At 71.1% G+C, this 20,977-nt stretch carries 19 protein-coding genes and 1 pseudogene; 12 read left to right on the top strand and 8 right to left on the bottom strand.

The genetic code is table 11. From position 1 onward, the window contains the following. Positions 1-401: 401 nt before the first annotated feature. Positions 402-539 carry a hypothetical protein gene (locus tag AB0J46_RS35800; RefSeq protein WP_364338535.1) on the bottom strand — a complete coding sequence of 46 codons (138 nt, stop codon included), beginning with the start codon at positions 537-539 and terminating at the stop codon, positions 402-404. Between the two features lie 121 nt (positions 540-660). Beyond that, positions 661-822 carry a hypothetical protein gene (locus tag AB0J46_RS35795; RefSeq protein WP_364338534.1) on the bottom strand — a complete coding sequence of 54 codons (162 nt, stop codon included), beginning with the start codon at positions 820-822 and terminating at the stop codon, positions 661-663. A gap of 89 nt (positions 823-911) precedes the next feature. Here AB0J46_RS35795 and AB0J46_RS35790 point away from each other — a divergent pair, with 89 nt between their 5' ends. The 3 genes from AB0J46_RS35790 to AB0J46_RS35780 all read left to right on the top strand — a co-directional run bounded on the left by AB0J46_RS35790 (position 912) and on the right by AB0J46_RS35780 (position 5,731). Continuing rightward, positions 912-3,965, top strand: a complete 3,054-nt coding sequence (locus AB0J46_RS35790; protein ID WP_364338532.1) for a tetratricopeptide repeat protein — start codon at positions 912-914, stop codon at positions 3,963-3,965. Positions 3,966-4,135: 170 nt separating this feature from the next. Then, positions 4,136-5,407 (top strand): FAD-dependent monooxygenase, encoded by a 1,272-nt coding sequence (locus tag AB0J46_RS35785; protein WP_364338531.1) that lies wholly within the window; start codon positions 4,136-4,138, stop codon positions 5,405-5,407. Positions 5,408-5,419: 12 nt separating this feature from the next. Then, positions 5,420-5,731, top strand: a complete 312-nt coding sequence (locus tag AB0J46_RS35780; RefSeq protein WP_364338530.1) for a hypothetical protein — start codon at positions 5,420-5,422, stop codon at positions 5,729-5,731. A 61-nt stretch (positions 5,732-5,792) separates the two neighbouring features. Here the strand turns inward: AB0J46_RS35780 and AB0J46_RS35775 are convergent, their stop codons facing one another. Continuing rightward, positions 5,793-6,485, bottom strand: coding sequence for an SDR family oxidoreductase (locus AB0J46_RS35775; RefSeq protein WP_364338529.1), 693 nt, complete (start codon positions 6,483-6,485; stop codon positions 5,793-5,795). Positions 6,486-6,581: 96 nt separating this feature from the next. Here AB0J46_RS35775 and AB0J46_RS35770 point away from each other — a divergent pair, with 96 nt between their 5' ends. The 3 genes from AB0J46_RS35770 to AB0J46_RS35760 all read left to right on the top strand — a co-directional run bounded on the left by AB0J46_RS35770 (position 6,582) and on the right by AB0J46_RS35760 (position 10,006). Continuing rightward, the gene (locus AB0J46_RS35770; RefSeq protein ID WP_364338528.1) at positions 6,582-7,151 is read left to right on the top strand and encodes a TetR family transcriptional regulator; all 570 of its coding nucleotides are present in this window, start codon (positions 6,582-6,584) and stop codon (positions 7,149-7,151) included. 917 nt (positions 7,152-8,068) lie between these two features. Continuing rightward, positions 8,069-9,733 carry a TROVE domain-containing protein gene (locus AB0J46_RS35765; protein ID WP_364338527.1) on the top strand — a complete coding sequence of 555 codons (1,665 nt, stop codon included), beginning with the start codon at positions 8,069-8,071 and terminating at the stop codon, positions 9,731-9,733. A gap of 117 nt (positions 9,734-9,850) precedes the next feature. Further along, positions 9,851-10,006 carry a hypothetical protein gene (locus AB0J46_RS35760; protein WP_364338525.1) on the top strand — a complete coding sequence of 52 codons (156 nt, stop codon included), beginning with the start codon at positions 9,851-9,853 and terminating at the stop codon, positions 10,004-10,006. Between the two features lie 196 nt (positions 10,007-10,202). Here the strand turns inward: AB0J46_RS35760 and AB0J46_RS35755 are convergent, their stop codons facing one another. The 3 genes from AB0J46_RS35755 to AB0J46_RS35745 form a co-directional block, all read right to left on the bottom strand. Then, positions 10,203-11,108 (bottom strand): S41 family peptidase, encoded by a 906-nt coding sequence (locus AB0J46_RS35755; RefSeq protein WP_364338523.1) that lies wholly within the window; start codon positions 11,106-11,108, stop codon positions 10,203-10,205. Between the two features lie 291 nt (positions 11,109-11,399). Continuing rightward, positions 11,400-11,723 (bottom strand): alcohol dehydrogenase catalytic domain-containing protein, encoded by a 324-nt coding sequence (locus AB0J46_RS35750; protein WP_364338522.1) that lies wholly within the window; start codon positions 11,721-11,723, stop codon positions 11,400-11,402. Between the two features lie 309 nt (positions 11,724-12,032). Next, positions 12,033-12,473 (bottom strand): DoxX family membrane protein, encoded by a 441-nt coding sequence (locus AB0J46_RS35745; protein ID WP_364338521.1) that lies wholly within the window; start codon positions 12,471-12,473, stop codon positions 12,033-12,035. A 102-nt stretch (positions 12,474-12,575) separates the two neighbouring features. Between AB0J46_RS35745 and AB0J46_RS35740 the strand changes: the two genes are divergently transcribed. Beyond that, entirely contained in the window at positions 12,576-13,163 is a 588-nt protein-coding gene (locus tag AB0J46_RS35740) for a TetR/AcrR family transcriptional regulator (RefSeq protein ID WP_364338520.1), read from the top strand. A 56-nt stretch (positions 13,164-13,219) separates the two neighbouring features. On the opposite strand, the gene AB0J46_RS35735 is transcribed toward AB0J46_RS35740, so the two are convergent. Continuing rightward, positions 13,220-14,194: a DUF5937 family protein gene (locus AB0J46_RS35735; RefSeq protein WP_364338519.1), complete on the bottom strand. Its 975-nt coding sequence runs from the start codon at positions 14,192-14,194 to the stop codon at positions 13,220-13,222. A 68-nt stretch (positions 14,195-14,262) separates the two neighbouring features. Here AB0J46_RS35735 and AB0J46_RS35730 point away from each other — a divergent pair, with 68 nt between their 5' ends. Continuing rightward, positions 14,263-15,114 carry an alpha/beta hydrolase gene (locus tag AB0J46_RS35730; protein ID WP_364338517.1) on the top strand — a complete coding sequence of 284 codons (852 nt, stop codon included), beginning with the start codon at positions 14,263-14,265 and terminating at the stop codon, positions 15,112-15,114. Between the two features lie 25 nt (positions 15,115-15,139). Here AB0J46_RS35730 and AB0J46_RS35725 read toward each other — a convergent pair whose 3' ends face one another. Continuing rightward, positions 15,140-16,660, bottom strand: coding sequence for a carboxylesterase family protein (locus AB0J46_RS35725; RefSeq protein ID WP_364338516.1), 1,521 nt, complete (start codon positions 16,658-16,660; stop codon positions 15,140-15,142). Positions 16,661-16,759: 99 nt separating this feature from the next. Between AB0J46_RS35725 and AB0J46_RS35720 the strand changes: the two genes are divergently transcribed. The 4 genes and pseudogenes from AB0J46_RS35720 to AB0J46_RS35705 all read left to right on the top strand — a co-directional run bounded on the left by AB0J46_RS35720 (position 16,760) and on the right by AB0J46_RS35705 (position 20,292). After that, positions 16,760-17,371, top strand: coding sequence for a TetR family transcriptional regulator C-terminal domain-containing protein (locus tag AB0J46_RS35720; protein ID WP_364338515.1), 612 nt, complete (start codon positions 16,760-16,762; stop codon positions 17,369-17,371). Between the two features lie 45 nt (positions 17,372-17,416). Continuing rightward, positions 17,417-18,039, top strand: a pseudogene (locus AB0J46_RS35715) (SDR family oxidoreductase). Positions 18,040-18,160: 121 nt separating this feature from the next. Further along, positions 18,161-18,778: a TetR/AcrR family transcriptional regulator gene (locus AB0J46_RS35710; RefSeq protein ID WP_364338513.1), complete on the top strand. Its 618-nt coding sequence runs from the start codon at positions 18,161-18,163 to the stop codon at positions 18,776-18,778. Between the two features lie 365 nt (positions 18,779-19,143). Then, a complete protein-coding gene (locus tag AB0J46_RS35705; RefSeq protein ID WP_364338512.1) occupies positions 19,144-20,292 on the top strand; it encodes a PLP-dependent aminotransferase family protein in 1,149 nt (382 codons plus the stop codon). The last annotated feature ends 685 nt before the right edge of the window (positions 20,293-20,977 follow it).

The raw sequence follows: 20,977 nt of genomic DNA, 5'->3' as shown, positions 1-20,977 counted from the left end.
TCGGTGAGGTCTCCACGCGCCATGTTCGATGGCCTACCAGGGTCACCGGCCGTACCGCAGGCAATCCCTCTGATCTCAACTCCGTACAGGCCCTAACGGCACCTACAACTGCGTGGTCACCTGGCGGACCGGCGTCCTGGGCAGGCCGAACTCCGGCGTCAAGGCCGAGGTCGCAGGTCAAGGTGCTGAGGGTGTTGCTGAAGCGTCCCGTCATGGCCGCCTTGGGCGCTCTTGTCGCACCCTCACCTTGACGTTTGGATCACGTAGGAGCAACGGGCTTGGGAGGTGACGGCCCGCGACCACAACCGCTGACCTCACGTCCGGCAACTCCCTGTGATCGCCGCCCAGGCCACCGCCCGCTCGCCGGTCGATGGCCTGGCTGGTCCGCGGCAGGTCGAGGTTCAGTCGTGGAAGCGGCCCTCACGCGTGTACGCGCAGGAAAGGCATTCAGGGTCGGAGCCCCAGGTGTCGTCCTGGATGATCCTGCGGTAGCGGTTGACGAGGCCCTTCTCGACGTGCTGCTCCTGCCCCGGGTACACCAGGATGTCACTCTGCTCCGCCCACTTGCTGAGGACGTTGTTGAAGGAGAAGAGCCGATGGCGGGCGGCGATCTGGGGCGGGTTGCCGGCCGACGCACAGTTGATGAGCCAGCTGTCGGCCTTACGTACCGAGGCCGTCGGCCTCCACCGGTTCCTCGGCGATCGGCGCCACCCTCAGTTCTTCGGCTGTGGGCTCGTTCATGGCCTCGGTGGTGGCGGTGGCCGGCGCGGCGAGCATGAGGACGCCGGCGCTCGCCGCGAGCAGGGCTGGGATGACTCTCATGGTCTTCTCCTCGTTGTTCGGGACGAGAACAACGGTAGAAATGGATCTTTCAGTTGCCTTGAAGTCCAGCCCGGCAGATACTTCTCGCTGTGACGGCGACCGAGCCTCTGCTGGCACGAGCGCAACTCACCGCCCTTTTCGATCAGATCCCGCGACACCGGCTCACCGTGGTGACCGCGGGCCCGGGCGGCGGCAAAACCTCAGCCGTACGCGGCTGGACGCGGGCCCGGCCTGATCGTCCGGTGGCGTGGCTGACCTGGGCCGACGACGCCACCCTGATCGAAGAGATCTGCCAAGCCCTGGGCGCGCCGGCCGGCTGGATCCGCTCCGCCGGGCTCGCCACCGAGCTGGCCGCCGCCGTCTGCCGGCCGACCGTCGTCGTCATCGACGAGGTGGAGCGGATCGAGCCGGGCACCCCCGGGGCGCGCCTGCTCGAAGAGCTCTGTCACCACGGCGGCGACGACCTTCACCTGGTGTTGATCTCACGCTCCGCCGTGCCTTTCCCGATCCAGCGCATGCGCGGCCTGGGCCATGTCTTCCAGGTGTCGGCCGAACAGCTGGCCTTCACTCCTGCCGAGACCCGCTCGCTCTCCTCGATCGTCCTGGGGGCGGACGACCTGGCGGAGGAGGTGCACGAGCTCACCAAGGGATGGCCGGTCGCCGTACGGCTCACGTTGAGCTGGCTGAGCGGCCTGCCCTGGTCGGACCGTGCCAAACGGATCGCCGCCACGCCGGTGTTCGACTATCTGGTCGAGGAGGTGGTGAAGGACGAGCACGAGGAGTTCCTCCGCGCGACCGCTCGGCTGCCGTGGTTCACCGACGAGCTGTGCCAGGCGATAGGGGTCGCCGTCTCCCGCGAGGAGCTCCGCGCTCTGGCCGCTCAGCACATCCTGATCACGCCCTGCGATCAGGGCTATGTGGTGTCCACCCTGGTCAGGGAGTTCATGGGCGATGCCGGACGGAGCTCGATGGCGGCCCATTGGTATGAGTCGCATGGGTTCGTCCGGGAGGCGCTGGCGGTGTGTGACGAGCCCGGCCATCGGATGGCGATGATCGAAAGGTGGCATGCGTCGCTGCTCGCCGAGGGGCACGCGGCTGAGCTCGTCCGGGCCTGCGTCGCCGTGCCGGAGGAGTGGCGGACGTGTGCCGTGAATCTGGCCGAGGGGCGGGCACGCCAGGTTCAGGGGGACTGGGCCGGCGCGCTGGAGTGCCTTCGCCGTGTCGACGCCACCGACCCCGCGGTGGCCTGGCGGATGGGGATGATCTATTACCAGCGGGGGGACTACAAGGCGGCGTTGTCGACGTTCGAGCTGGCCGGCGGCTTCGACGGCTCGGCGTTTCCGCTGCCCTCGTCGAGCTCCTCCGACCGGGCGATGTTGCTCGCCTGGTCCGCCAGCGCTCGCTGGCTGGTCGGCGAGAGCGCGCAGGCGACCCAGCTGGCCGAACAGGCCCTGGCGATGGCCACCCGCTGCCAGGACGAACGCGCTGCCGCCTGCGCCCACACCGCGTTGGCCATGGTCACCCACGACGCCGGCGACGGGGCCGGAAGCGAACGGCACAGCGCCCTCGCCCTGGCCGCCGCGGAGAGCGCGGGAGACCTGTTGCTGTCGGCCCGCGTCCTGGCCAACCGCGCCGCGAGCCGCACGGAGGAGGCCCGCTACGACGAGGCCATCGCCGACTCGGACCTCTCGGTACGGCGAGCGGACCTGGTCGGGGACCCCGTCCAGACTGCGATCGCCCTGCACAACCGCGCCGAGGCGCTCATGGGCCTGGGCAGACTCGACGAAGCCCTGGCCGACTTCCGACGGGCCCGCGACATCTTCAGCCGGGTGGGCAGCGACAAGCTCGGCCACCCCCTGGCGGGGCTCGGCCAGGTCTATCTGGAACGCGGGGAGCTGATGCATGCCCGGATCAGCTTCGAGAACTCCCTGAAGCATGCCGAACAACTCCGGAACGCCCATCTGACCCAGACGGCCCTGGCCGGACTGGCCCGCGTCCACGCGGTCGACGATCCGGCGCTGGCCGTACAGCTGGCCGAACGCGCGGTCGCGGCAGGCGGCGGCTCCAGCCGGGTGGACGCGCTCCTGGCCGCCGGCTGGGTCTGGGCAGAGACCGGCGATCGGGCCAAAGCCGGCGCCTACGCCCGATCCGCCCACGAGGCGGCCGTCAGCCGCCGCGACCGGGCCAAGATGGCCGAAGCCCTGGAACTGTCGGCCCTCACCATGGCCGAATCCCCGGGCGAGCGGGCAGACCTGCTGGCCTCCGCAGCGGAGATCTGGGCGCGGATCGGCAGCCCGGTGGACATCGCGCGTAACGCCTTCGCCCGCGCGCGGCTCAGCGGCTCCGGCCTCGACGAGGCGGAGCAGGAGCTCCGCCGCGTCGGCGTCCGCGGGCCGCACAGCTCCGGCGCCGGCCTGCTCCGCGGGATCACGCTCCTCGACCAGGACGCCGTGCGGTTGTGCATGCTGGGCGGAGTACGGCTCAGCCGCCGCGGCGGCGCTGTCGAATGGCAGTCCCGCAAGGCGCGCGACCTGCTGACCTGGCTGGCGTGCCAACGCGGCCGCACTGTCGCCCGGGAGGCGGCGATGGAGATCCTCTGGCCGGGCGAGGAGCCCGCGTCCTGCTCCAACCGGCTTTCGGTCGCTCTGTCCACCGTGCGCTCGGTCCTGGATCCGCAACGGAAGTTCGGCCCGGGGGAGTTCGTACGCGCCGACAAGTACAGCATCCAGCTGGTCGGACTCCGTACCGATGTCGAGGAGTTCCTCTGCGCTGCCGCCGAGGCGCTCGCCGCCGAGGACGAGGATCTTCTCGTCGCGGCCGAAGCCCGCTACACCGGGGACGTCTGCGAGGACTCTCCTTACGCCGAGTGGCTGGAGCCTCTTCGTGAGGAGGCCCGCGCCGTGCACCAGGCCCTGCTTCGCGAGCTGGCCTCGCTCGCGGAGGCGGCCGACGACCCCGACAGAGCGGTGCGCTACCTGCTACGGCTGCTCGAACGGGATGCCTACGACGAGGCGGCCCACCTGGACCTGGTCCGAACGTTGACCAAGGCCCGCCGCCATGGTGAGGCCCGTAGACGCTACCGGCTCTATGCCGAGGCGATGAGAGAACTCGACGTGGAACCGGCCCCCTTCAGCCTCACCTGAGCGCAGAACCGCGAAGCGGCCCCGAAGGCACCCGGCGCGGGAGCGTGGACGCGACTTCGGGTGCGCCGATGAGTTCTGTGCGGATGCGTGGTCGATACCGCTGGACACACCGACAGCGGTGGGCCCGTGCTGGGAACGTTCAGCGCGGGAGGAAGCACATGGAGGCAGTGATGAGCGTCGACGACTCCAAGCAGGAGCACGCCGTCCGGACCGGCGAGCAGAGGGCGAGCGGTCCCAGGGTGCTGGTGGCGGGGGCGAGCATCGCGGGACCCGCGCTGGCCCACTGGCTGCGCCGGCGGGGGGCCGAGGTGACCGTGGTGGAGCGGGCTGCCGAGCTGCGTCCAGGCGGGCAGGCGGTGGACGCGCGCGGGGTCGCCAAGGAGGTCATCGTGCGCATGGGGCTGGACGCGGCGGTGCGCGCGGCGTGCACCGACACCGCCGGCGCTCACACCGTGGACGCGGACGGGCACGTGCTGGAGACCTTCCGTGCCGACGACGACGGTGGCGACGGGTACATCGCGGACATCGAGATCCTGCGCGGGGACCTGTCCCAGCTGCTCTACGACGACACCCGCGACGGCGTCGAGTACGTCTTCGGCGACCGGATCGCGGAGCTCGTCCAGGACGCGGACGGGGTCGACGTGGTCTTCGCGGGCGGTGACCGGCGGCGCTTCGACCTGGTGGTCGGGGCCGACGGGTTGCACTCGGCGCTGCGGGCGATGGTCTTCGGCCCGCATGAGCGGTTCCTCCGCCACCTCGGGCACGTGCTGGCCTTCTACAGTGTGCCCAACAAGTTCGGGCTGGACCGCTGGCTGCTGGAGTACCAGGATCAGGAGTCCGGTCGCTCCGCCCTCCTGCGGCCCATCCAGGACGCCACCCGGGCGATGGCCATCTTCTCCTTCCCTTCGGCCGACTTCGACGTCGACCACCGTGACATCGCGGCCCAGAAGATCCTGCTGCGTGAGCGGGTGGCGGGCCTGGGCTGGTTGACCCCGGACATCCTCGCGCACCTGGACGACACCCCGGACTTCTACCTCGACCAGGTCGCCCAGGTGGTGATGGGCCGCTGGTCGAGTGGACGGGTGGGGCTGCTCGGGGACGCGGCGTTCAGCTCTTCGCCGATGTCGGGGCAGGGCACCGGGCTGGCGCTGGTCGGCGCCTACCTGCTGGCCGGAGAGCTGGCCGCCGCCGGATGGGACCCCGACGCCGGGTTCGCCCGCTACGAGGCGCGGATGCGCTCGTTCGTCGAGGCCAACCAGGAGATCGGCCGGTTGAACGCCCGCAGCCGCGTCGTCCCGGGGCCGGACGCCGAGCCGCGCCCCGATTTCGCCGGCGAATGGTTCACCGAGCTGGTCGGGCGCGCGATCAACGGCGTCGAGCTGCCCGACTACGCGGGGATACCGGACTCCGCAGCCCCGATCACCTCGTCGGCCAAGCCGTAGGTGTCACATCACGTGTCGATGCTCGCCGACCTGATCGGCACCGCCGCCATGGTCGCCGCGCCCGTGTTCACCACCGACCTGTGGACCGTGGCCGCAGCCGCCTTCCTCGGCGGCATCGGCGGCATCCTGTGGACCGTCAACGCCCGCACCCCCAGCCAGCGCCTCGTCCACCCCGGCATGCTGGGCCGCTACAACGCCGCCGCCCGCCTGTTCAGCTGGGGCGCCATGCCGTTGGCGGCGGGCCTGGTCGGGCTTCTCGCCCAGTGGCTCGGCATGCACGCCGCCTTCACCCTTCTCGCCGACGCGGCCGCACCCGCCGCGTGATTCCGGCGGGGAGCGGCGGAAGGCGGCGCGCGGAACGGCCGGCCCGGCTCGCGCCGGGCGATCACCTGCCGGTCGGGACGGGTCCTCGTGCAAGAGCCTGACGGATCCGGCGGGTGAGGTCGTCGGCCAGGATCTCGGCCTGGCCGGTGGCGAGCCCGTCGAGTGCCTGGGTGGCGACGTCGGCGGGGTCCGCCTTCGGGACACCGTCCAGCCCGGCGGTCATGTCGGTGTCCATGAAGCCGACATGGAGTGCCGAGACGCTGATCCCCCTGGGCTGGAGTTCCTCGCGGGCCGCGTCGGTCAGTGCCCACGCGGCCGCCTTCGCTGCCGCGTACGCCCCGGCTCGCGCCGGGTGCAACCACGAGATCACCGACAGGACGTTCAGGATCGCACCTCCGCCGTTGGCCTCGATGACCGGGGCGAACGCTCTGGTGACGGCGAGGGGGCCGTAGAAGTTCGTCTCCAGTTCCCGGCGCACCGCGTCGAGGTCGCCGCCGATGAGAGGCGTGCCGGTGGAGATCCCGGCGTTGTTGATCAGGACGTTCGCGTCGGTGGCGATCCGCGCGGCAGCCCGGATCGACGCGTGGTCGGTGACGTCGAGGAGCAGCGGGCTGACTCCTGGCAGGTCCAGGTCGTCGGGGCGGCGGACGGCCGCGTAGACCGATGCGCCGCGGTCCAGCAGTTGTGCGGCCAGGTGGCGTCCCAGACCCCGGTTCGCGCCGGTGACCACCGCGACCGCGCCGTTCAGAACCATGCCTGCCTCCTTGATGCCGATGAGATAGATGATGAACGTAATCTATCTGTCGCAGCATAGGATAGATGACAACTGACATCCGAATGGGGGGCGCAGATGGGACGCGGATCACAGGCGCAGGCGCGGGAGAACCGCCGGCGGGTCGTCGACACGGCGTCCCGCCTCTTCCGCGAGCAGGGCACGGAGGTCAGCGTCGCCGACCTGATGAAGGCCGCGGGCCTGACCCACGGCGGCTTCTACAAGCAGTTCGCCTCGAAGGAAGCCCTCATCGGCGAGGCGACCGCGCGCGCCTTCGAGGAGCACGCCGACGTTCGCGCCGGCGCGCTCGAACGGCACGCGGGAGATCGCGAAGCCGCCCAGCGGGCGTTCATCGACGCCTACCTCTCCGCCACGCACCGCGACAACGCCGCCGACGGCTGCCCCGCCGCCGGGCTCGCCGTCGACATCGCCCGCGGTCACGGGGACGCGGAGGCTCGCCGCGTGTTCAGCGAGCAGGTCGGCGACAGCGCGGCCTGGCTCGCCACCGCCGACCAGGACGGCGTCGTACGGCTGTGCACCATGGTCGGCGCCCTCGTCCTGGCCCGCGCCACCGCGGGCGACCCGCTGTCGGAGGACATCCTCGCCGCCGCCCGCACGGCACTGACCGGCGACCGGACCACTCCCTAGAGGGACATCGCACGTGATTCGCGCGTTCCGCGGATCAACCACAGTGCCCAGCCGGAACAACGACGAGTCTGGAAAGCTCGTCTTTCAACAGGAGCAGGCAGAGCAGGCGTGGAACCACGTGACATCGCCCGCGACCTCGGCCCCCTCCCGCCGTGGGACTGACCTGCCGAGCAGGGCGGGTCAGTGCCTCGCTCGGGACGATGGACTGATATTTCCCCATCTCGGCGATATTCAGATGTGATGCGGCACGCTGATCGCTAATGTGGGGATCAGCTTCGCGAGACACGGAAAGGCGCGGGTCGAATGGGCATCGGTTATCTTTCTGAAACGAAGAACCCGCCGGTGCCCGCCACACACATCCGCGCCTTTCCGGGCCGCGCGAAGCTGGTCAGGTCTGGTGCCGGCACGGGTCGAATCTCATCGGTTGTCGCCTTCTAAGCCGGTGGTTGCGGGTTCGAATCCCGCCACGGATTTCAGGTCCGTGTAGCTCAATGGCAGAGCACCGTAAAAGCCGGTGGGGCACCCATATCCGTGCCGGTTCCGGACCTGATCGCACGTCAGCCTTGCCGGCGGTACGGGTCGAATCCGATCGGTTATCGATCTCATTCGAGTTGTCCGGGTTCGAATCCCGGCGGCCCGCACTCGCGGGCCGTGGTGTAACTGGCAGCACGCTGAAAGGCCGGTCGGAATCCCCACATCCGTACCGCCGGCAAGGCTGACGCGCACAGGCAGGGGAGCGGGTCGAAGTTCGTCGGTTATCGGGAACAGGTTGTCGCAGGTTCGAGTCCTGCCCACCCGGCAAGACCAGGTGGTAGCTCAGCTGGAAGAGCGTCTGTCATAAAGGCCGGTGGACATCACCACATCCGCTCCCCTTCGTCATATCCGCCCTCGGGCGGGTCGAGAGCAAGGAGCCGACGATGGCACGTGACCCTCTCGCGAGCGTTTCGGCGTTCGCGACCCCGCAGACGCAGCCGATCCCCGGCCGTACCGACCAGGTGCGGAACGCTGCCGGCGGCTACGCGTTCGCCAAGGACGTGTGGTGCAAGCTGGAGGACTTCCTCATCCTCGGCACCACCGGCGGCACCTACTACGTGGGCGAGAACCAGCTGACCGCCGACAACGCCGGCGTGCTGTTCCAGGCCATCGCCGAGGACGGCCCGCGCGTCGTCAGGCTGCTCACCGACATCTCGACGGCCCGGCCGCCGCGCGCGCCGAAGCAGCGTCCGGCCCTGTTCGCGCTCGCTGCCTGCTACGCCAAGGGCGACGCCGACACCCGCCGAGCGGCCAAGCAGGCACTGGCGAAGGTCGCCCGGACCACCGACCACCTGGCCCAGTTCTTCGGCTACTACAAGAACCTCGGCGGCAAGGCGACCGGTCGAGGCACCGCGCCCACGATGGGCCGGAGCCTGCGCACGGCGCTCGGCTCCTGGTTCCTCACCGGCGAGGCCGACGCGGTCGCGTTCAAGGCGTGCAAGGCGGCCCAGCGCAGGACGCCGCAGGGCGAGGCGTTCGCGCTGCGGGACGTGCTGCGGATCGCCCACCCGGTCGCCGACTCCGACCGGCGCAGGACGCTGTTCGGCTGGATCGCCGGCAACGTCTCCGACGACGAGGCGCGCGACGAGCTGCCCGCCGTCGACCGGTTCCTGACCGCGAAGGCCGTCACCACCGCCGAGGACGCGGTCCGGGTGGTCACCGAGGCGAAGGTGCCGTGGGAGTTCCTGCCTGACTCGGTCCTCAAGGAGCCGTCGGTGTGGGAGGCGCTGATCGAGACGGTCGGCCTGACCGCGCTCATCCGCAACCTGGCCCGCATGACCCGGCTCGGCACCCTCAAGCCGATGGCGGACGCCACGTCGCGGGCGGTGCTGCGGCTCACCGACCAGCAGGCGATCCTGCGCGCCCGTATCCACCCGATGGACGCCTGGCTCGCGATGCGCGTCTACGCCTCCGGGCGGGCGCAGCCCAACCCGCGCGCCGACGTGCACACCTGGCAGCCCGTCCCGGCCGTCCTCGACGCGCTGGAGGAGACGTACGAGCTGTCGTTCGGCGCGGTCGAGCCGTCCGGGAGGCGGCTGCTGGTCGCCGTCGACTCGTCCGGGTCGATGAGCTGGGGCGGCGGTGTCCGGGTGGGCGGTTCCCCGATCGGCTCCCCGTACGAGGTGGGCAACGCGATGGCGGTCATGCTGTCGCGGATCGAGAAGGGCGACCTCCATGTCATCGACGTCGACACGTCCGTGCACGCCTCCAAGGTGACCCCGCGCACGAACCTGCGCGAGATCGCCTCGTGGCAGCCGTCGGGCGGCGGCACGGACCTGTCCCTGCCGTTCACGTGGGCGCGTGACCAGCGTATGGAGGTGGACGGCATCATCGTCTTCACCGACAACGAGACCTGGGCGGGACGCTCCCACCCGACCCAGGCCCTCGACGCGTACCGCCGCACCGTCAACGCCGACGCTCGCGTGGTCGTCGCCGCGATGACGGCCGCGGGATATTCGATCGGCGATGCGAAGGACGAAGGCGTCCTGAACGTGGCCGGCCTCGACGCGTCACTCCCGCTCATCGTCAACGGCTTCATCCGCGCCTGAAAAGCGCGGTGACTCGCCCGAAAAGGCGGGACGCGTTACTCCGTTCCGGAAGAAGTGTGCCCCGGTCAGGAAGAGAATTCCGGCCGGGGCCTTTTCGTACGCGCGGAGGAACTGCCCTTGAAGATCACCGCCATGATGGGCAGAGACCTGTTCATCGGCGCAGGCCTGCTGGTCCTCCTGTTCGCCGGACTCTACGTGCTCACCGGCGGAGTCCAGTCCGCGGCGGGAGCCGGCAACATGATGGTGCCGGCGATGGTCGGCATCGCTTCATGATCGCAGCGGTCGCGCTGGCGGTCGGCTCGAACACCCGCACCTCCGAATCGCAGACGCCGGAACCCTCGGAACGTGAGCACGACGAGTAGAGCCGAGCGCCCCACCGGGAGACGGCGTACCGCGCGCTGGGACGCTGCCAGGACATGTACTCGGAGGCCGTACAGCACGGACGGCGCACGCAGGGCTGTCGGCGGCGTCAGCCTGCCAGCCGGGCGAGGGCCAGGGCGTGTGCCCGGTCGAGGGATTCCGCGGCGGCGCAAGGGATGTCCGGCTGCACGCCGGTGCCCTCCCAGTTCGCGCCCGAGACGGGGTTGACGGCGCGGCCGGTGGGGACGGTGGCCTCCAGGTGGGGGTGGACGGTCCAGCCCTTGCACGGGTGCGCGCCGCCGCGGGTGGGCTCGCCGACGACAACGGCGCGGCCGAGCTGCTGCAGGTCGTAGGCCAGCTCCTCGGCGGCGGAGAAGGTGCTGCCACTGGACAACACGTACAAAGGCTTGCTGCCGCCGAAGCGCGCGCCGGGAACGTGCGGCAGGCTCCAGGACTGCTCGCTGCGCTCGCCGCCGCGCCAGTGCATGGTGTTGAGGTGGGTGCGCTCGTCCAGGAGGTAACTGCAGACGAAGGCGACGGTGTCCGGGTCGCCGCCCCGGTTGTCGCGAAGGTCCACGATCAGCGCCTGGGCACGGGAGGCCAAGGTGAGCGCGGCGCTCAGCGGTTCGGCGGCCCAGTCCAGCGGGAACAGCATCGGCGCCAGCTCCACCACGGCGACCCCTCCGTCGAGCAGCTCCACCCGGGGCGCACCGCCCAGCGAGGTGTCGTAGTCCCGGCGGATGGATTCCAGGGTCGCCGCGCCCTGCTCGGGGGACACCGGGTCGGCGTGGTGCTTCAGCCTCAGGTGTTTGTCGCCGTTGACGGACTGCAGGTCCGCGGTGACCAGACGGGCGAGTTCCGCGGCGCCGCCGACGTCGTAGGCGCCCTCGGCGAGGCGTCGCCGTAGCAGGTCGGCAAGCTGCTCGGCGATCTCAGGGAAAATGTAGTGCTCGGTCAGCAGGCGGGTCGTCTCGTCGATGACGGGGGCAGGCCGAAGGTGCGTCAGGGGCGTCATGGCAGGAAGTAGAGCACCGCTCTTCCGAAGACGTCAAAGACGCTTGAAACGCCTTCGGCAGGCGGCGAAACGGCCTGCACGGCGGTACCCGTCGGCGCGTCAGCGCATGAGCGTGTCCGGGAAGCCGAACGTCGTGACCAGCGCGGGATCGTGGAACTTGGTCACGCGGGCGATGCCGGTGGCGGTGGGGGTCAGCACCGCCGGTTCCGCCCGCCGCGGCGTGGATCAGCACGACGTGCCCGGCGGCGACGCCGCCCAGAGGCTTGAGCGCGGCCGGCGCGGTGGGCCAGTTCACGACCAGACCCAGCGCCTGCTGATCCGTCCAGCCCGAAGGCACAGGCACCGCCGCGGCCGCGGACAGAACCATGTACTCGGCGAAAGCGCCGGTTCCCACGCCGACGACTCGGGTCCCCGGCGGGGGCCGGTCACGGCCTGGCCCATCGCGACGACCTCACCGGCGGCCTCGAAGCCTGCCAGGTACGGTGGCCGGGGGCCGCCTGCGAACATGGCGTGGGCCTTCGAGATGTCGGCGAAGTCGACTCCGGCGGCGGTGACACGGATCAGGATCTCGCCCTGGCCGGGGCTCGGCACCGGCGCGTCGACGATCAGGCGCATGTCCTGTGGGCCGTCGAGGTACGTCTGCTGCAGCGCGTTCCGGCGTCCGTGGTGGCAGGGAGAAGCACGGCACCGGCCTGCATCCAGCGGAGTGTGAGCAAGAAGAGGAAAACGGTCTGGATCACGAATCGCTGCGGCAAGACGATGAAGGTGAAGATCGTCGTCAAACGCGGCCCCGACTCCTACTGCCGCACCCTGAGCGACTTCGAGACCATCTACTACCCCTGGCATTTCGGCTCCTTTGACCACACCGTGAACTGCTGGCCCCGGCTTTCTCACGAACTCGCCGATGCCGGGTTGCCTGGGAGCTCATACGGCTGCCGCGACGGCGGCGGCGATGAAGAGCACTTGAAGGGCCGTACGGGCCGGCAGCGGGGTCACGGGTTTCCCGGCCAGCGTGAGGCCGTGGCGGGCCGCCGAGACGTTGGCCGGGAACATGGCGATCATGAGCAGCGCCAGCCCGATCGCCGCGTACGGCGCGACCGGCGCGAACAGCAACCCCGCGGCGCCGGCCAGTTCCAGGACGCCGGTGAGGGTGACCAGCAGGGCCGGCTGCGGGAACGACGGCGGGATCATCGCGACGAAGTCGCGGCGCCACGAGGGCAGGAAGTGGGGCACGCCGGTGAGGACGAACATCAGGGCCAGAGCGCCGCGCAGGGCCGGCTGCCAGGCGTCCAGTGCGTCGACGCCGACCAGGCCCACGAGCCGCAGGACGACGAAGCCACCGACGAGGGCGATGAACGGAACCATTCCGTCCTCCAATCTTGTCATTGGACAGATTGGGGGGAGGTTCGTCATCTTGTCAATGTCAAGCTAGGGTGTGGTCGTCCCGCTGAGCCTTGGAACGCGGAGGTGAGGAACATCAGCCAGCCGTCCTACCACCACGGCAACCTGCGGCGCGTCATCATCGACGCCGCGCTGCAGGCCATCGGCGAATCCGGCCCGGCCGGATGGAGCCTGCGCGAGCTGGCCCGCCGCGCCGGCGTCTCGCACGCCGCCCCCGCCTACCACTTCGGCGACAAGCAAGGGCTGCTGACGGCGGTGGCCGCCGAGGGCTTCACGATGTTCGCCGACGCTCTTGAGCACGCGGCCTGCGACGTGTGGGAGGTCGGCGTCGCCTACCTCCGCTTCGGCCTCGACCACCGGCCCCACTTCGAGGTGATGTTCCGGCCTGAGCTCTACCGGGTGGACGATCCCAGCGTTCGATCCGCGCAGCAGCGCGCCGCGGACGTCCTCAACACCAGCGCCCAGTCGCTGTCGCCGAGCGCGGAACACGACCGGACGACCACGGTCGCCGCGTGGTCGCTGGCGCACGGCTTCACCACCCTGTGGCTGAGCGGCGCCTTGCCGGAGAGCGCGGCCGGAGACCCGGAGGCCCTGGCCCGCTCGATGCTCCGCCTCGTCCTCGGCGCCGTGGCGGGCGGGGCGGGCAGCCCGTGATCCGATGGTCGGCGGCCTCGCCCATCGTGCACCCTCCAGACCTGACTACCGCCGTGTCAGTGACCGTTCGGGGCCGGGCCGTCCATCAGGTGGGTTGCACGTTCCGTGCGCAGGTGGAGGGCCGTGCGGCCGTTGCGTTGTGTCGACACCAGCCCCGCCCCTCGCAGTGCGCCCAGGTGTTGTGACACCGCGCTCGGCGTGATGTTCAGGCGGGTGGCCAGGGCGGCGGTCGTCAGGGGTTCGGCCAGGGCGGCGAGGATCAGCGTTCTCGTGTGGCCGAGCACCGGGATCAGGCCCGTCAGCGCCGGTCGGGGCGATTCCCACAGCAGGCCGACGCCCATCGCCGGATAGCGGATCGACGCGGCGGCGACCGGGGCCTTGTCGACGCCCACGTCCGGCCAGTTGAAGACGCTGGGCTGCAGAACCAGACCGTGTCCGCCGGTGTCCACCGTGAACACGGAGTGCGGGGTGCGCCGGCCGTGCACGACCAGCTGGCCGTCGTCCCAGGCGATGTCGCGGTGCAACTCGGCGAACAGCGCCTGCACTCCGCCCTCCACCAGGGTCAGCGCGCGCCGTCCGATGTCGGCCTCCAGCACGGCGCGCATCCGGCCCCACTGGGGCGCGATCAGCAGCTCGTGGCAGCGGTGCAGCGCCTCGGCCAGCCGTGGCAGGACCGTCGCGGGCTCGGGGGCGTCGTCGGCCGGCATGCCCAGGACCGCGCCGTACTCCTGCCGGAAGAAGTCGTCCTGCGTGGCGCGTACCAGGTCCAGCTCCGTCGCGATGGACGGCAGGCGCTGAGCCGGCGCCGGGAACAGGAACGACGGCAGCGGCCCGGCGATCAGCGCGCGCAGCAGCGGCAGCTCGCGCTCGCGCGCCAGCAGCGGGCGCGCCTGGCGCACCCAGGGCAGGTGGACGGCATGACCGCCGGTGCCGAACAGGATCCGCAGCGCAAGCACGGTCTCGCCCAGCGGTGAGACGGCGAATCGCACCTTCGCGACCGACGCCGCGGTGAACCTGATCTCGACCGCCATCCGCCCTCATCATGTAGCTGTGGCTTAACGATAGCCGCGGCGCGCCGTTTCCCCGCAGGCTGGCGGGCATGGACTTCTTCACCTCCCACGACGGCCTCAAGCTCGCCTGCCACATCTTCGGCGACGGCCCCCCTGTGGTCTGCCTGCCAGGCGGGCCGATGCAGGCCTCCGCCTACCTCGGCGACCTCGGGGGCCTCTCGGCGCACCGGCGGCTGATCATGGCGGATCTGCGGGGCACCGGGCGGTCCGCCGTGCCGCCGGACACGGCCTCGTACCGTTGCGACCGCCTTGTCGACGACGTCGAGACCCTGCGCGAGCACCTTGGGCTCGACCGGATGGACCTGCTCTCCCATTCCGGGGGCACGAATCTGGCCGTGCTCTACGCGGCTCGCCATCCGGAACGTGTCGGAAGGCTCGTTCTGGTCGCTCCCAGCGTCGCCGCCGTCGGCATCAGGATCACCGAGGAGGTCCGGCGGGAGACCGCCCGGCTGCGGGAGGGGGAGCCCTGGTTCCCGGAGGCGTTCGCGGCCCTGGAGAAGGTCATGTCAGGCCAGGCCACCGGCGACGCCTTCCAGGCCATCGCGCCGTTCTGGTACGGCCGCTGGGACGAGACGGCCCAGGCCCACAAGGCCGCCGAGGACGAGCAGCGGAACAACGAGGCGGCAGCCGTCTTCGGGGCCGAGGGCGCCTTCGCCCCCGATGTCACCCGCGCCGCACTCACCCGCTTCACCTCGCCGGTGCTGCTGCTCGTGGGCGAGGTGGACCTGAACTCCCCTCCCGCCGCGGTGGCCGAGCTCGCCGCGCTGTTCCCGCACGCCGAGCTCGTCGTACAGGCCGGGGCAGGGCACTTTCCGTGGCTCGACGACGCGGGCCGGTTCGTCGCCGCCATCTCGGCGTTCCTGCGTCAGGCGCCCAGGTGAGTGAACACCCGGCCGCAGATCGTCCTCATTGCCGCGGCACCGTCTCTCCGCCCTGCGAGAGGTCGAAGGGCGCGGGGGAGTGGCCCGCCCAGATCCGGCGGGAGACCTCTTCGGGGTAGGGGAGAGTGGCCGGCTCGGCGTCCAGGACGCGGGTCAGCCGCCGGTCGGGCCGGTACGCGGCCCATCCCGCGTCGCCGGTGGTGACGAAGCGCACCCATGCCTCCTTGAGCGCGCGGGAGAGCGCGACGGCCTCGGGGGCGGGCTCGTCGCCGAGGAGCTGCGCGCCGATGGGACTGTCCAGCGTGCCGAACGCCAGGGGGACGTCGAGGCTGTGGCAGGCGCCCAGGGCGCCGCCGAGCGCCGGGGCGGCCCAGCACAGTTCGAACAGGTACGAGGTGCCGCCGGCCGCGGCGTTGGCCTCGGCCAGCTGCTGTGACGGCATGCGGAAGAGGGCGTCGGAGTACACCGTCTCCACCAGCTCCTCCGGACCGGCCTGCGGAAGCCCGGCGCGGTACGCCTGCGCGCCGTGCGGCCGGGGCGCGAGCAGTTCCAGGGCCGTGCGCGCGTCCTGCTCGGTGAAGCCGCCCTGGCGCCCGCTCATGACGCTGAACAGCCGGAACTCGTCCCGGGTGTGGCCGGCGAGCAGCTCGATCCCGTCCGCTCGCCCGCCGGTCAGCGCGGACCAGGGCGTCTCGGGCAGAACCTCGCCGTCGACGACGGGGCACAGGGCGGTGCCGGTCTCCGCGAGCCGTCCCCAGCTCTCCCGGTGCGCATGGAGGGCGGCGTTGAAGGAGGTGAGCTCCGCGGCCAGGCGCCAGGGGTCGACGTCGCGCAGGGCCGCGGCGGTGGGGGCCGCCGCGCCGAGCCGGTCCGCGAGCGCGGCGGTGACCTGCCGGGCCAGCGCGGGGGTGCTGTGCAGCCCCGGCACCGAGTGGGCCATGGCCCGCCGGAACAGGCCGCGCGCCGGCTTCATCGTCAGCAGGGCGGCGACGGACCCGGCCCCGGCGGACTGTCCGGCCACGGTGACCCGGCCGGGGTCGCCGCCGAACGCGGCGATGTTCCGCTGCACCCACTCCAGCGCCGCGATCTGGTCGAGGAAGCCGCGGTTGGGCGGCGCGTCGTCGAGGAACGCGAAACCCTCCGCGCCCACGCGGCAGTTGACGGTCACCACGACGAGCCCCGCCTCGGCGAGCGCCGCCGGGTCGTACATCGGGTCGCTCGACGCCGCCGAGACGTATCCGCCCACGGGGAGCCACACCAGCACCGGCAGCCCGGCCGCGCCCGGATCCGGGGTGCCGACGTCGAGCGTCAGCCAGCCCGTGCCCTGCGGCGGACCCACGTCGACCGGCAGGGACAGCGGCACCGGGGGGCCGAACTCCGTCGCCTGCCTCGTGCCGTCCCAGCGGTGCGGCGGGGCGGGCGCGGCGAAGCGGAGCGCTCCCACCGGCGGCTGGGCATACGGGATGCCGCGGAACACCGCGTGGCCCCGCCGTCGGCGCCCCTGCACCACACCTTCCGCGGTCCGCACCCTCGGCTCTTCGGACATGACGCCTCCTTTCCTCGGACGGACACCCCATGGTTATAGGTCAAGTGTATTATGTCAACTGTATGGGAAAGGCTCGGAGTGACGAGGGAGAGGCCCGCGATGCCGAAACAGGTGGACCACCGCGAACGCCGCGAAGCGATCGCCCGCGCGCTGTGGCGGGTGGTGGCGCAGCGCGGCGTCGCGCACCTGACGACACGGGTGGTGGCGCAGGAGGCGGGCATCTCACTCGGGCAGCTGCAGCACTACTTCGCCTCCCGGGCCGCCATGCTCTCCTTCGCCATGGACTTCGCCTCGGAACAGACCTCGCTGCGCGTCGAGCGGGGCCTCGCGGGGCTCGGCGACCGTCCGCACCCGCGTGACGTGCTGCGACTGACGCTCGCGGAGATGCTGCCCCTGCACGCCGACGCCCGCGCCACCAGCCGGATGAGCGCCGCCTACGTCCTGGAGGCGCTGCACGACGAGGCCGTCCACGAGCAGGCGCGCCGCGGCCTCGTCCAGGGGCGGGCCCTCGTCGAGCAGCTGGTCCGCCAGGCGATCGCCGACGGGCACATCGCCCCCGACCGCGACCCGGCGACCGAGACCAACCTGCTCCTCGCCCTCACCGGCCTCACCCCCCTCCTCGAACTGGACGTGATCACTCCCCAGGACGCCCTCACCGCGATCGACCTGCATCTGGACAGGCTGTTCGCCGACAGGAGCCGGAGCGCGTGACCGGTCGGAGCCGCCGTCGCCCTCACCGACGTCGACACCGGGGCCCTGGACGCCGCCGCCGGCGATCTGGCCGACGCCGGCCACCAGGTCCTGGCCCTCACCTGCGACGTCAGCGACGAGCACCAGGTCGCCAGACCGCGATGACCGAGGCGTTCGACGCCGCCGGGGCCGCGTTCGGCGGGATCGACGTCGTCGTGAACACCGCGGGGATCATGCTGCTGTCACCGATCGCCACCCTGGACCTGGCCGACCTCGACCGGATGCACCCCACGAACATCCGCGGCACGTTCGTGGTCGCCCAGCTGGCCGCCAACCGCCTGCGCGCGGGCGGCGCACTGATCAACTTCTCGACCTCCGTGACGCGCCTGCAGTTCCCCGGGTACGGCGCCTACGTCGCGTCCAAGGCCGCGGTCGAGACCATCACCGAGATCCTGGCGCGCGAGCTGCGAGGCCGGGACATCACGGTCAACGCCGCCGCGCCCGGGCCGACCGCCACCCCGCTGTTCCTCGACGGCAAGAGCGAGGAGGAGATCGCGAACCTCGCCAAGGCCGCCCCGCTGGAGCGGCTGGGCCAGCCCGCGGACATCGCCGAGGCCGTCGCGTTCCTGGCCGGCCCGGCTCGCTGGGTCAACGGCCAGGTCCTGTTCGCCAACGGCGGCATCGCCTGAGGCCTCTGCGCCCGCCACCCGTGCGCCTCGACGCCGCGCCCATGGCGAACTCGTCGCGAACCCCTGCACTGTTCATGCCCGGCCCCGCCCGCGGGCCGCGCCGGGCCGAGAGGATGGATCCGTGAGCGCACAGACCGACAGCACACCCGACTGGCCAGCGCGCGGCCGCGGTCGCCGTCCCGCCGAGGAGGTCCGGGCCGACGTGCTGCGCGCGGTCGGCGACCTCGTCCTGAGCGAGGGCATGGCCGACCTGACCTTCGAGCGCGTCGCGCGGCTCGCCGGCGTCAGCAAGACGACCCTCTACAAGTGGTGGCCCTCGCGCGGCGCGCTGGCGCTGGCGCTGGACGGCTACTTCCACGCGGTGCGGAACACGCTCGCCTTCGACGACACGACGAACGCCCGCGAGGACCTGCGCCGCCAGCTGCACTCCTTCGCCGAGGTCATGGCGACCCCGGGCGGGCGGGCGCTGCGCCAGTTGATCGGGCAGTCCCAGACGGACGACGACCTAGCCGCCGCCTACCGGGCGCTCTACTCCTCCGGTCGCCGCGAGCTGGCCCGCCGCCGGCTCGCGCACGCCCAGGACGTCGGCGAGATCCGCGCAGACGTCGACGTCCGCGTCCTGGTCGACCAGCTCTGGGGCGCCGTCTACCACCGTCTTCTCATCCCGGACGAGCCGGTGAGCACGGCGTTCGTCGACGCGCTTGTGGACAACCTCTTCGACGGCATCGCCCCTCGCTAGAGGCCGGTCCGGCGGCGTGCGACCAGGACGATCGGCGGCACCCGGCGCCGAGTGTCCAGGTCTGAAGGGTGACCGGGACGGCGCCGTGCGCCAGCCCCCAGACGACCAGGGTCGCGGCCGCGGCACGCCCTGGCCGCCGATCGCGACGGCGGCCAGGGCGGCGGCGAGCAGCAGGCCGATGCCGCACACGGTCTGTCGCAGGCGCTTGGTGAGCAGGGCGCCGGCGAGGAAGTTGCCACGATTCCGGCGACGCCGAGGACGAGGAGCGGCACGCTGATCACGCCGTCGGCGACGCCGCCGTCCAGAAGGAAGGTGCAGGCGGTGACGGCCAGGAAGGTCATGGCGATGCCGATGCGTTCGGCGCGGTGGGTGCGCAGCACGCGCGGCAGGTCCGCGAACGTCAGGGTGCCTGCGGCTCCACCTTCGGCATCACGACTACCATGCAGCCCAGCGAGACAGGCGACCTGATGCCCAGTTGCCCCGACGCCGCCGCCTTCCCCCGCTCGGCCTGGGCCACGTCGGCCCGGCGGGCGCTGACCACCGCGCCCAGCGACGCCTTCGGCGTCGGCGACCCCCGTGGCCGGTCCGAGGTGCGTCAGGCGCTGGTGGACTACCTGGCTCGCACCAGAGGCGTACGCACCACGGCGGAGCACGTCGTGATCTGCTCGGGGTACGCGCACGGGTTGCGGTTGCTGTGCCAGGTGCTGCGCGGCCCGGTCGCCGTCGAGGCCTACGGGCTCGCCTTCCACCGCTCCCTGCTGACCGAGGCCGGGCTGAGGACCGTCCCGCTCACCGTGGACGCCCACGGCGCCCGGATCGAGGACCTTCCCGCCACGGACGCGCGCGCGGTCCTGCAGACGCCGGCGCACCAGTACCCCACCGGAGGCGCCCTGCACCCCCGGCGGCGGGCCGCGGCCATCGACTGGGCCCGCGCCACGGGCGGCCTGGTGCTGGAGGACGACTACGACGGCGAGCTCCGTTACGACCGCGAACCGGTCGGCGCCGTGCAGGGCCTCGACCCCAACCGCGTCGTCTACTTCGGCTCGACCAGCAAGAGCCTGTCCCCATCGCTTCACCTTGGCCGACTTCGTCGCCTGCGGCGCCTACGACCGCCGGTCGCGCCGGATGCGGACGATCTACCGGCGCCGCCGGAGCCTGCTCACGGCCACGCTCGCCGAGCGCGCCCCGCACATCATCGTCAGCGCCGCGGGCCTATACGCCGTGCTCAACCTGCCTCCCGCACGGAGGAGGCCGCCCTATGCGCCGCCCGCCGCCTCACTGCGAGCGCAGGAAGGTCTGCCTCTCGGCGGCAGGTCTCCGGCATGGCAGGCTGCCCGACGACGCCACCGGTTCGGAGGATCTGGAGCCGCGTGCGCACAGCTCGACTCACCAATACAAGAGCCACCTTCCCGCGCAGCGGACAGCATGGCCTTGCAGAGTTATGCGTTCGTCCCCGGGGACGGTCCACGGTGTTGCTGAGATGCGGTGGAGTGTGTGCCCTGAATGGACAGTGAGCTTTCCAGGCGCATAGTCGTGATCAGTCGGGCGGACATGACGTGTAACGTCATTGACCCACTGACGCCAGTCATGAGTATCTGAGGCAGGCCCATCATCGAATGAAATCGGCCAGGTTGTCAGCCCACCGCCGGCCTCCGGCAGCCGCACGGCTAGAGTGAATGAGTACATCTGGGCCGGGTCCAGCTGTGCCGGCCAGCGAAGGTGCCGATAATTCTGATCGAAGTGAGGGTGTGCTTCCCCCAGAGAACGAAGCCTTTGCCCCAGGAAGATGTGGAACCCCGGGAGAGCGAGGTGTTCCGCATATTCGGCCTCGTCTTGAACAATGCGGCCGAATGTCTCGCGAACCCTCTCCAGCAGCTCGCCGAAGGTGCTCATGAGCAGTTTGTTCTGCTCCATCGCCTTCGAATAGTAGCCCTCCTCGGGGCCTGGGGCCATATAGAAGTCGAGATAACTGGCGGCGCCTAGTGTGAAGAACTCCTCAGTCTCATCCCGAGGTATCCAGTGGTCCCGTGACATGTAGATCTGCTCTCGCACACTCTCGCATTCGAGGTCCGACAATACATCATAGGAATTGAGGTCGTGCTGCACGGTATCTCCGTAGGTACTTGAACTGCTGACAGTGTGAGAATGGGCGCCAAGGAGGAGTCGCATTCTTCGCTCACCGTATGTGGGCTGCACGTC

Source organism: Nonomuraea sp. NPDC049758 (assembly GCF_040674635.1).
Lineage (GTDB): Bacteria > Actinomycetota > Actinomycetes > Streptosporangiales > Streptosporangiaceae > Nonomuraea.
This window is presented reverse-complemented; position numbering and strand designations above follow the sequence as displayed.

Coding starts and splice junctions, on each gene's coding strand:
- AB0J46_RS35795 (WP_364338534.1), bottom strand. CDS start 822: ATGAGAGTCATCCCAGCCCTGCTCGCGGCGAGCGCCGGCGTCCTCATG.
- AB0J46_RS35785 (WP_364338531.1), top strand. CDS start 4,136: ATGAGCGTCGACGACTCCAAGCAGGAGCACGCCGTCCGGACCGGCGAG.
- AB0J46_RS35775 (WP_364338529.1), bottom strand. CDS start 6,485: ATGGTTCTGAACGGCGCGGTCGCGGTGGTCACCGGCGCGAACCGGGGT.
- AB0J46_RS35770 (WP_364338528.1), top strand. CDS start 6,582: ATGGGACGCGGATCACAGGCGCAGGCGCGGGAGAACCGCCGGCGGGTC.
- AB0J46_RS35765 (WP_364338527.1), top strand. CDS start 8,069: ATGGCACGTGACCCTCTCGCGAGCGTTTCGGCGTTCGCGACCCCGCAG.
- AB0J46_RS35755 (WP_364338523.1), bottom strand. CDS start 11,108: ATGACGCCCCTGACGCACCTTCGGCCTGCCCCCGTCATCGACGAGACG.
- AB0J46_RS35750 (WP_364338522.1), bottom strand. CDS start 11,723: ATGCGCCTGATCGTCGACGCGCCGGTGCCGAGCCCCGGCCAGGGCGAG.
- AB0J46_RS35745 (WP_364338521.1), bottom strand. CDS start 12,473: ATGGTTCCGTTCATCGCCCTCGTCGGTGGCTTCGTCGTCCTGCGGCTC.
- AB0J46_RS35735 (WP_364338519.1), bottom strand. CDS start 14,194: ATGGCGGTCGAGATCAGGTTCACCGCGGCGTCGGTCGCGAAGGTGCGA.
- AB0J46_RS35730 (WP_364338517.1), top strand. CDS start 14,263: ATGGACTTCTTCACCTCCCACGACGGCCTCAAGCTCGCCTGCCACATC.
- AB0J46_RS35725 (WP_364338516.1), bottom strand. CDS start 16,660: ATGTCCGAAGAGCCGAGGGTGCGGACCGCGGAAGGTGTGGTGCAGGGG.
- AB0J46_RS35720 (WP_364338515.1), top strand. CDS start 16,760: ATGCCGAAACAGGTGGACCACCGCGAACGCCGCGAAGCGATCGCCCGC.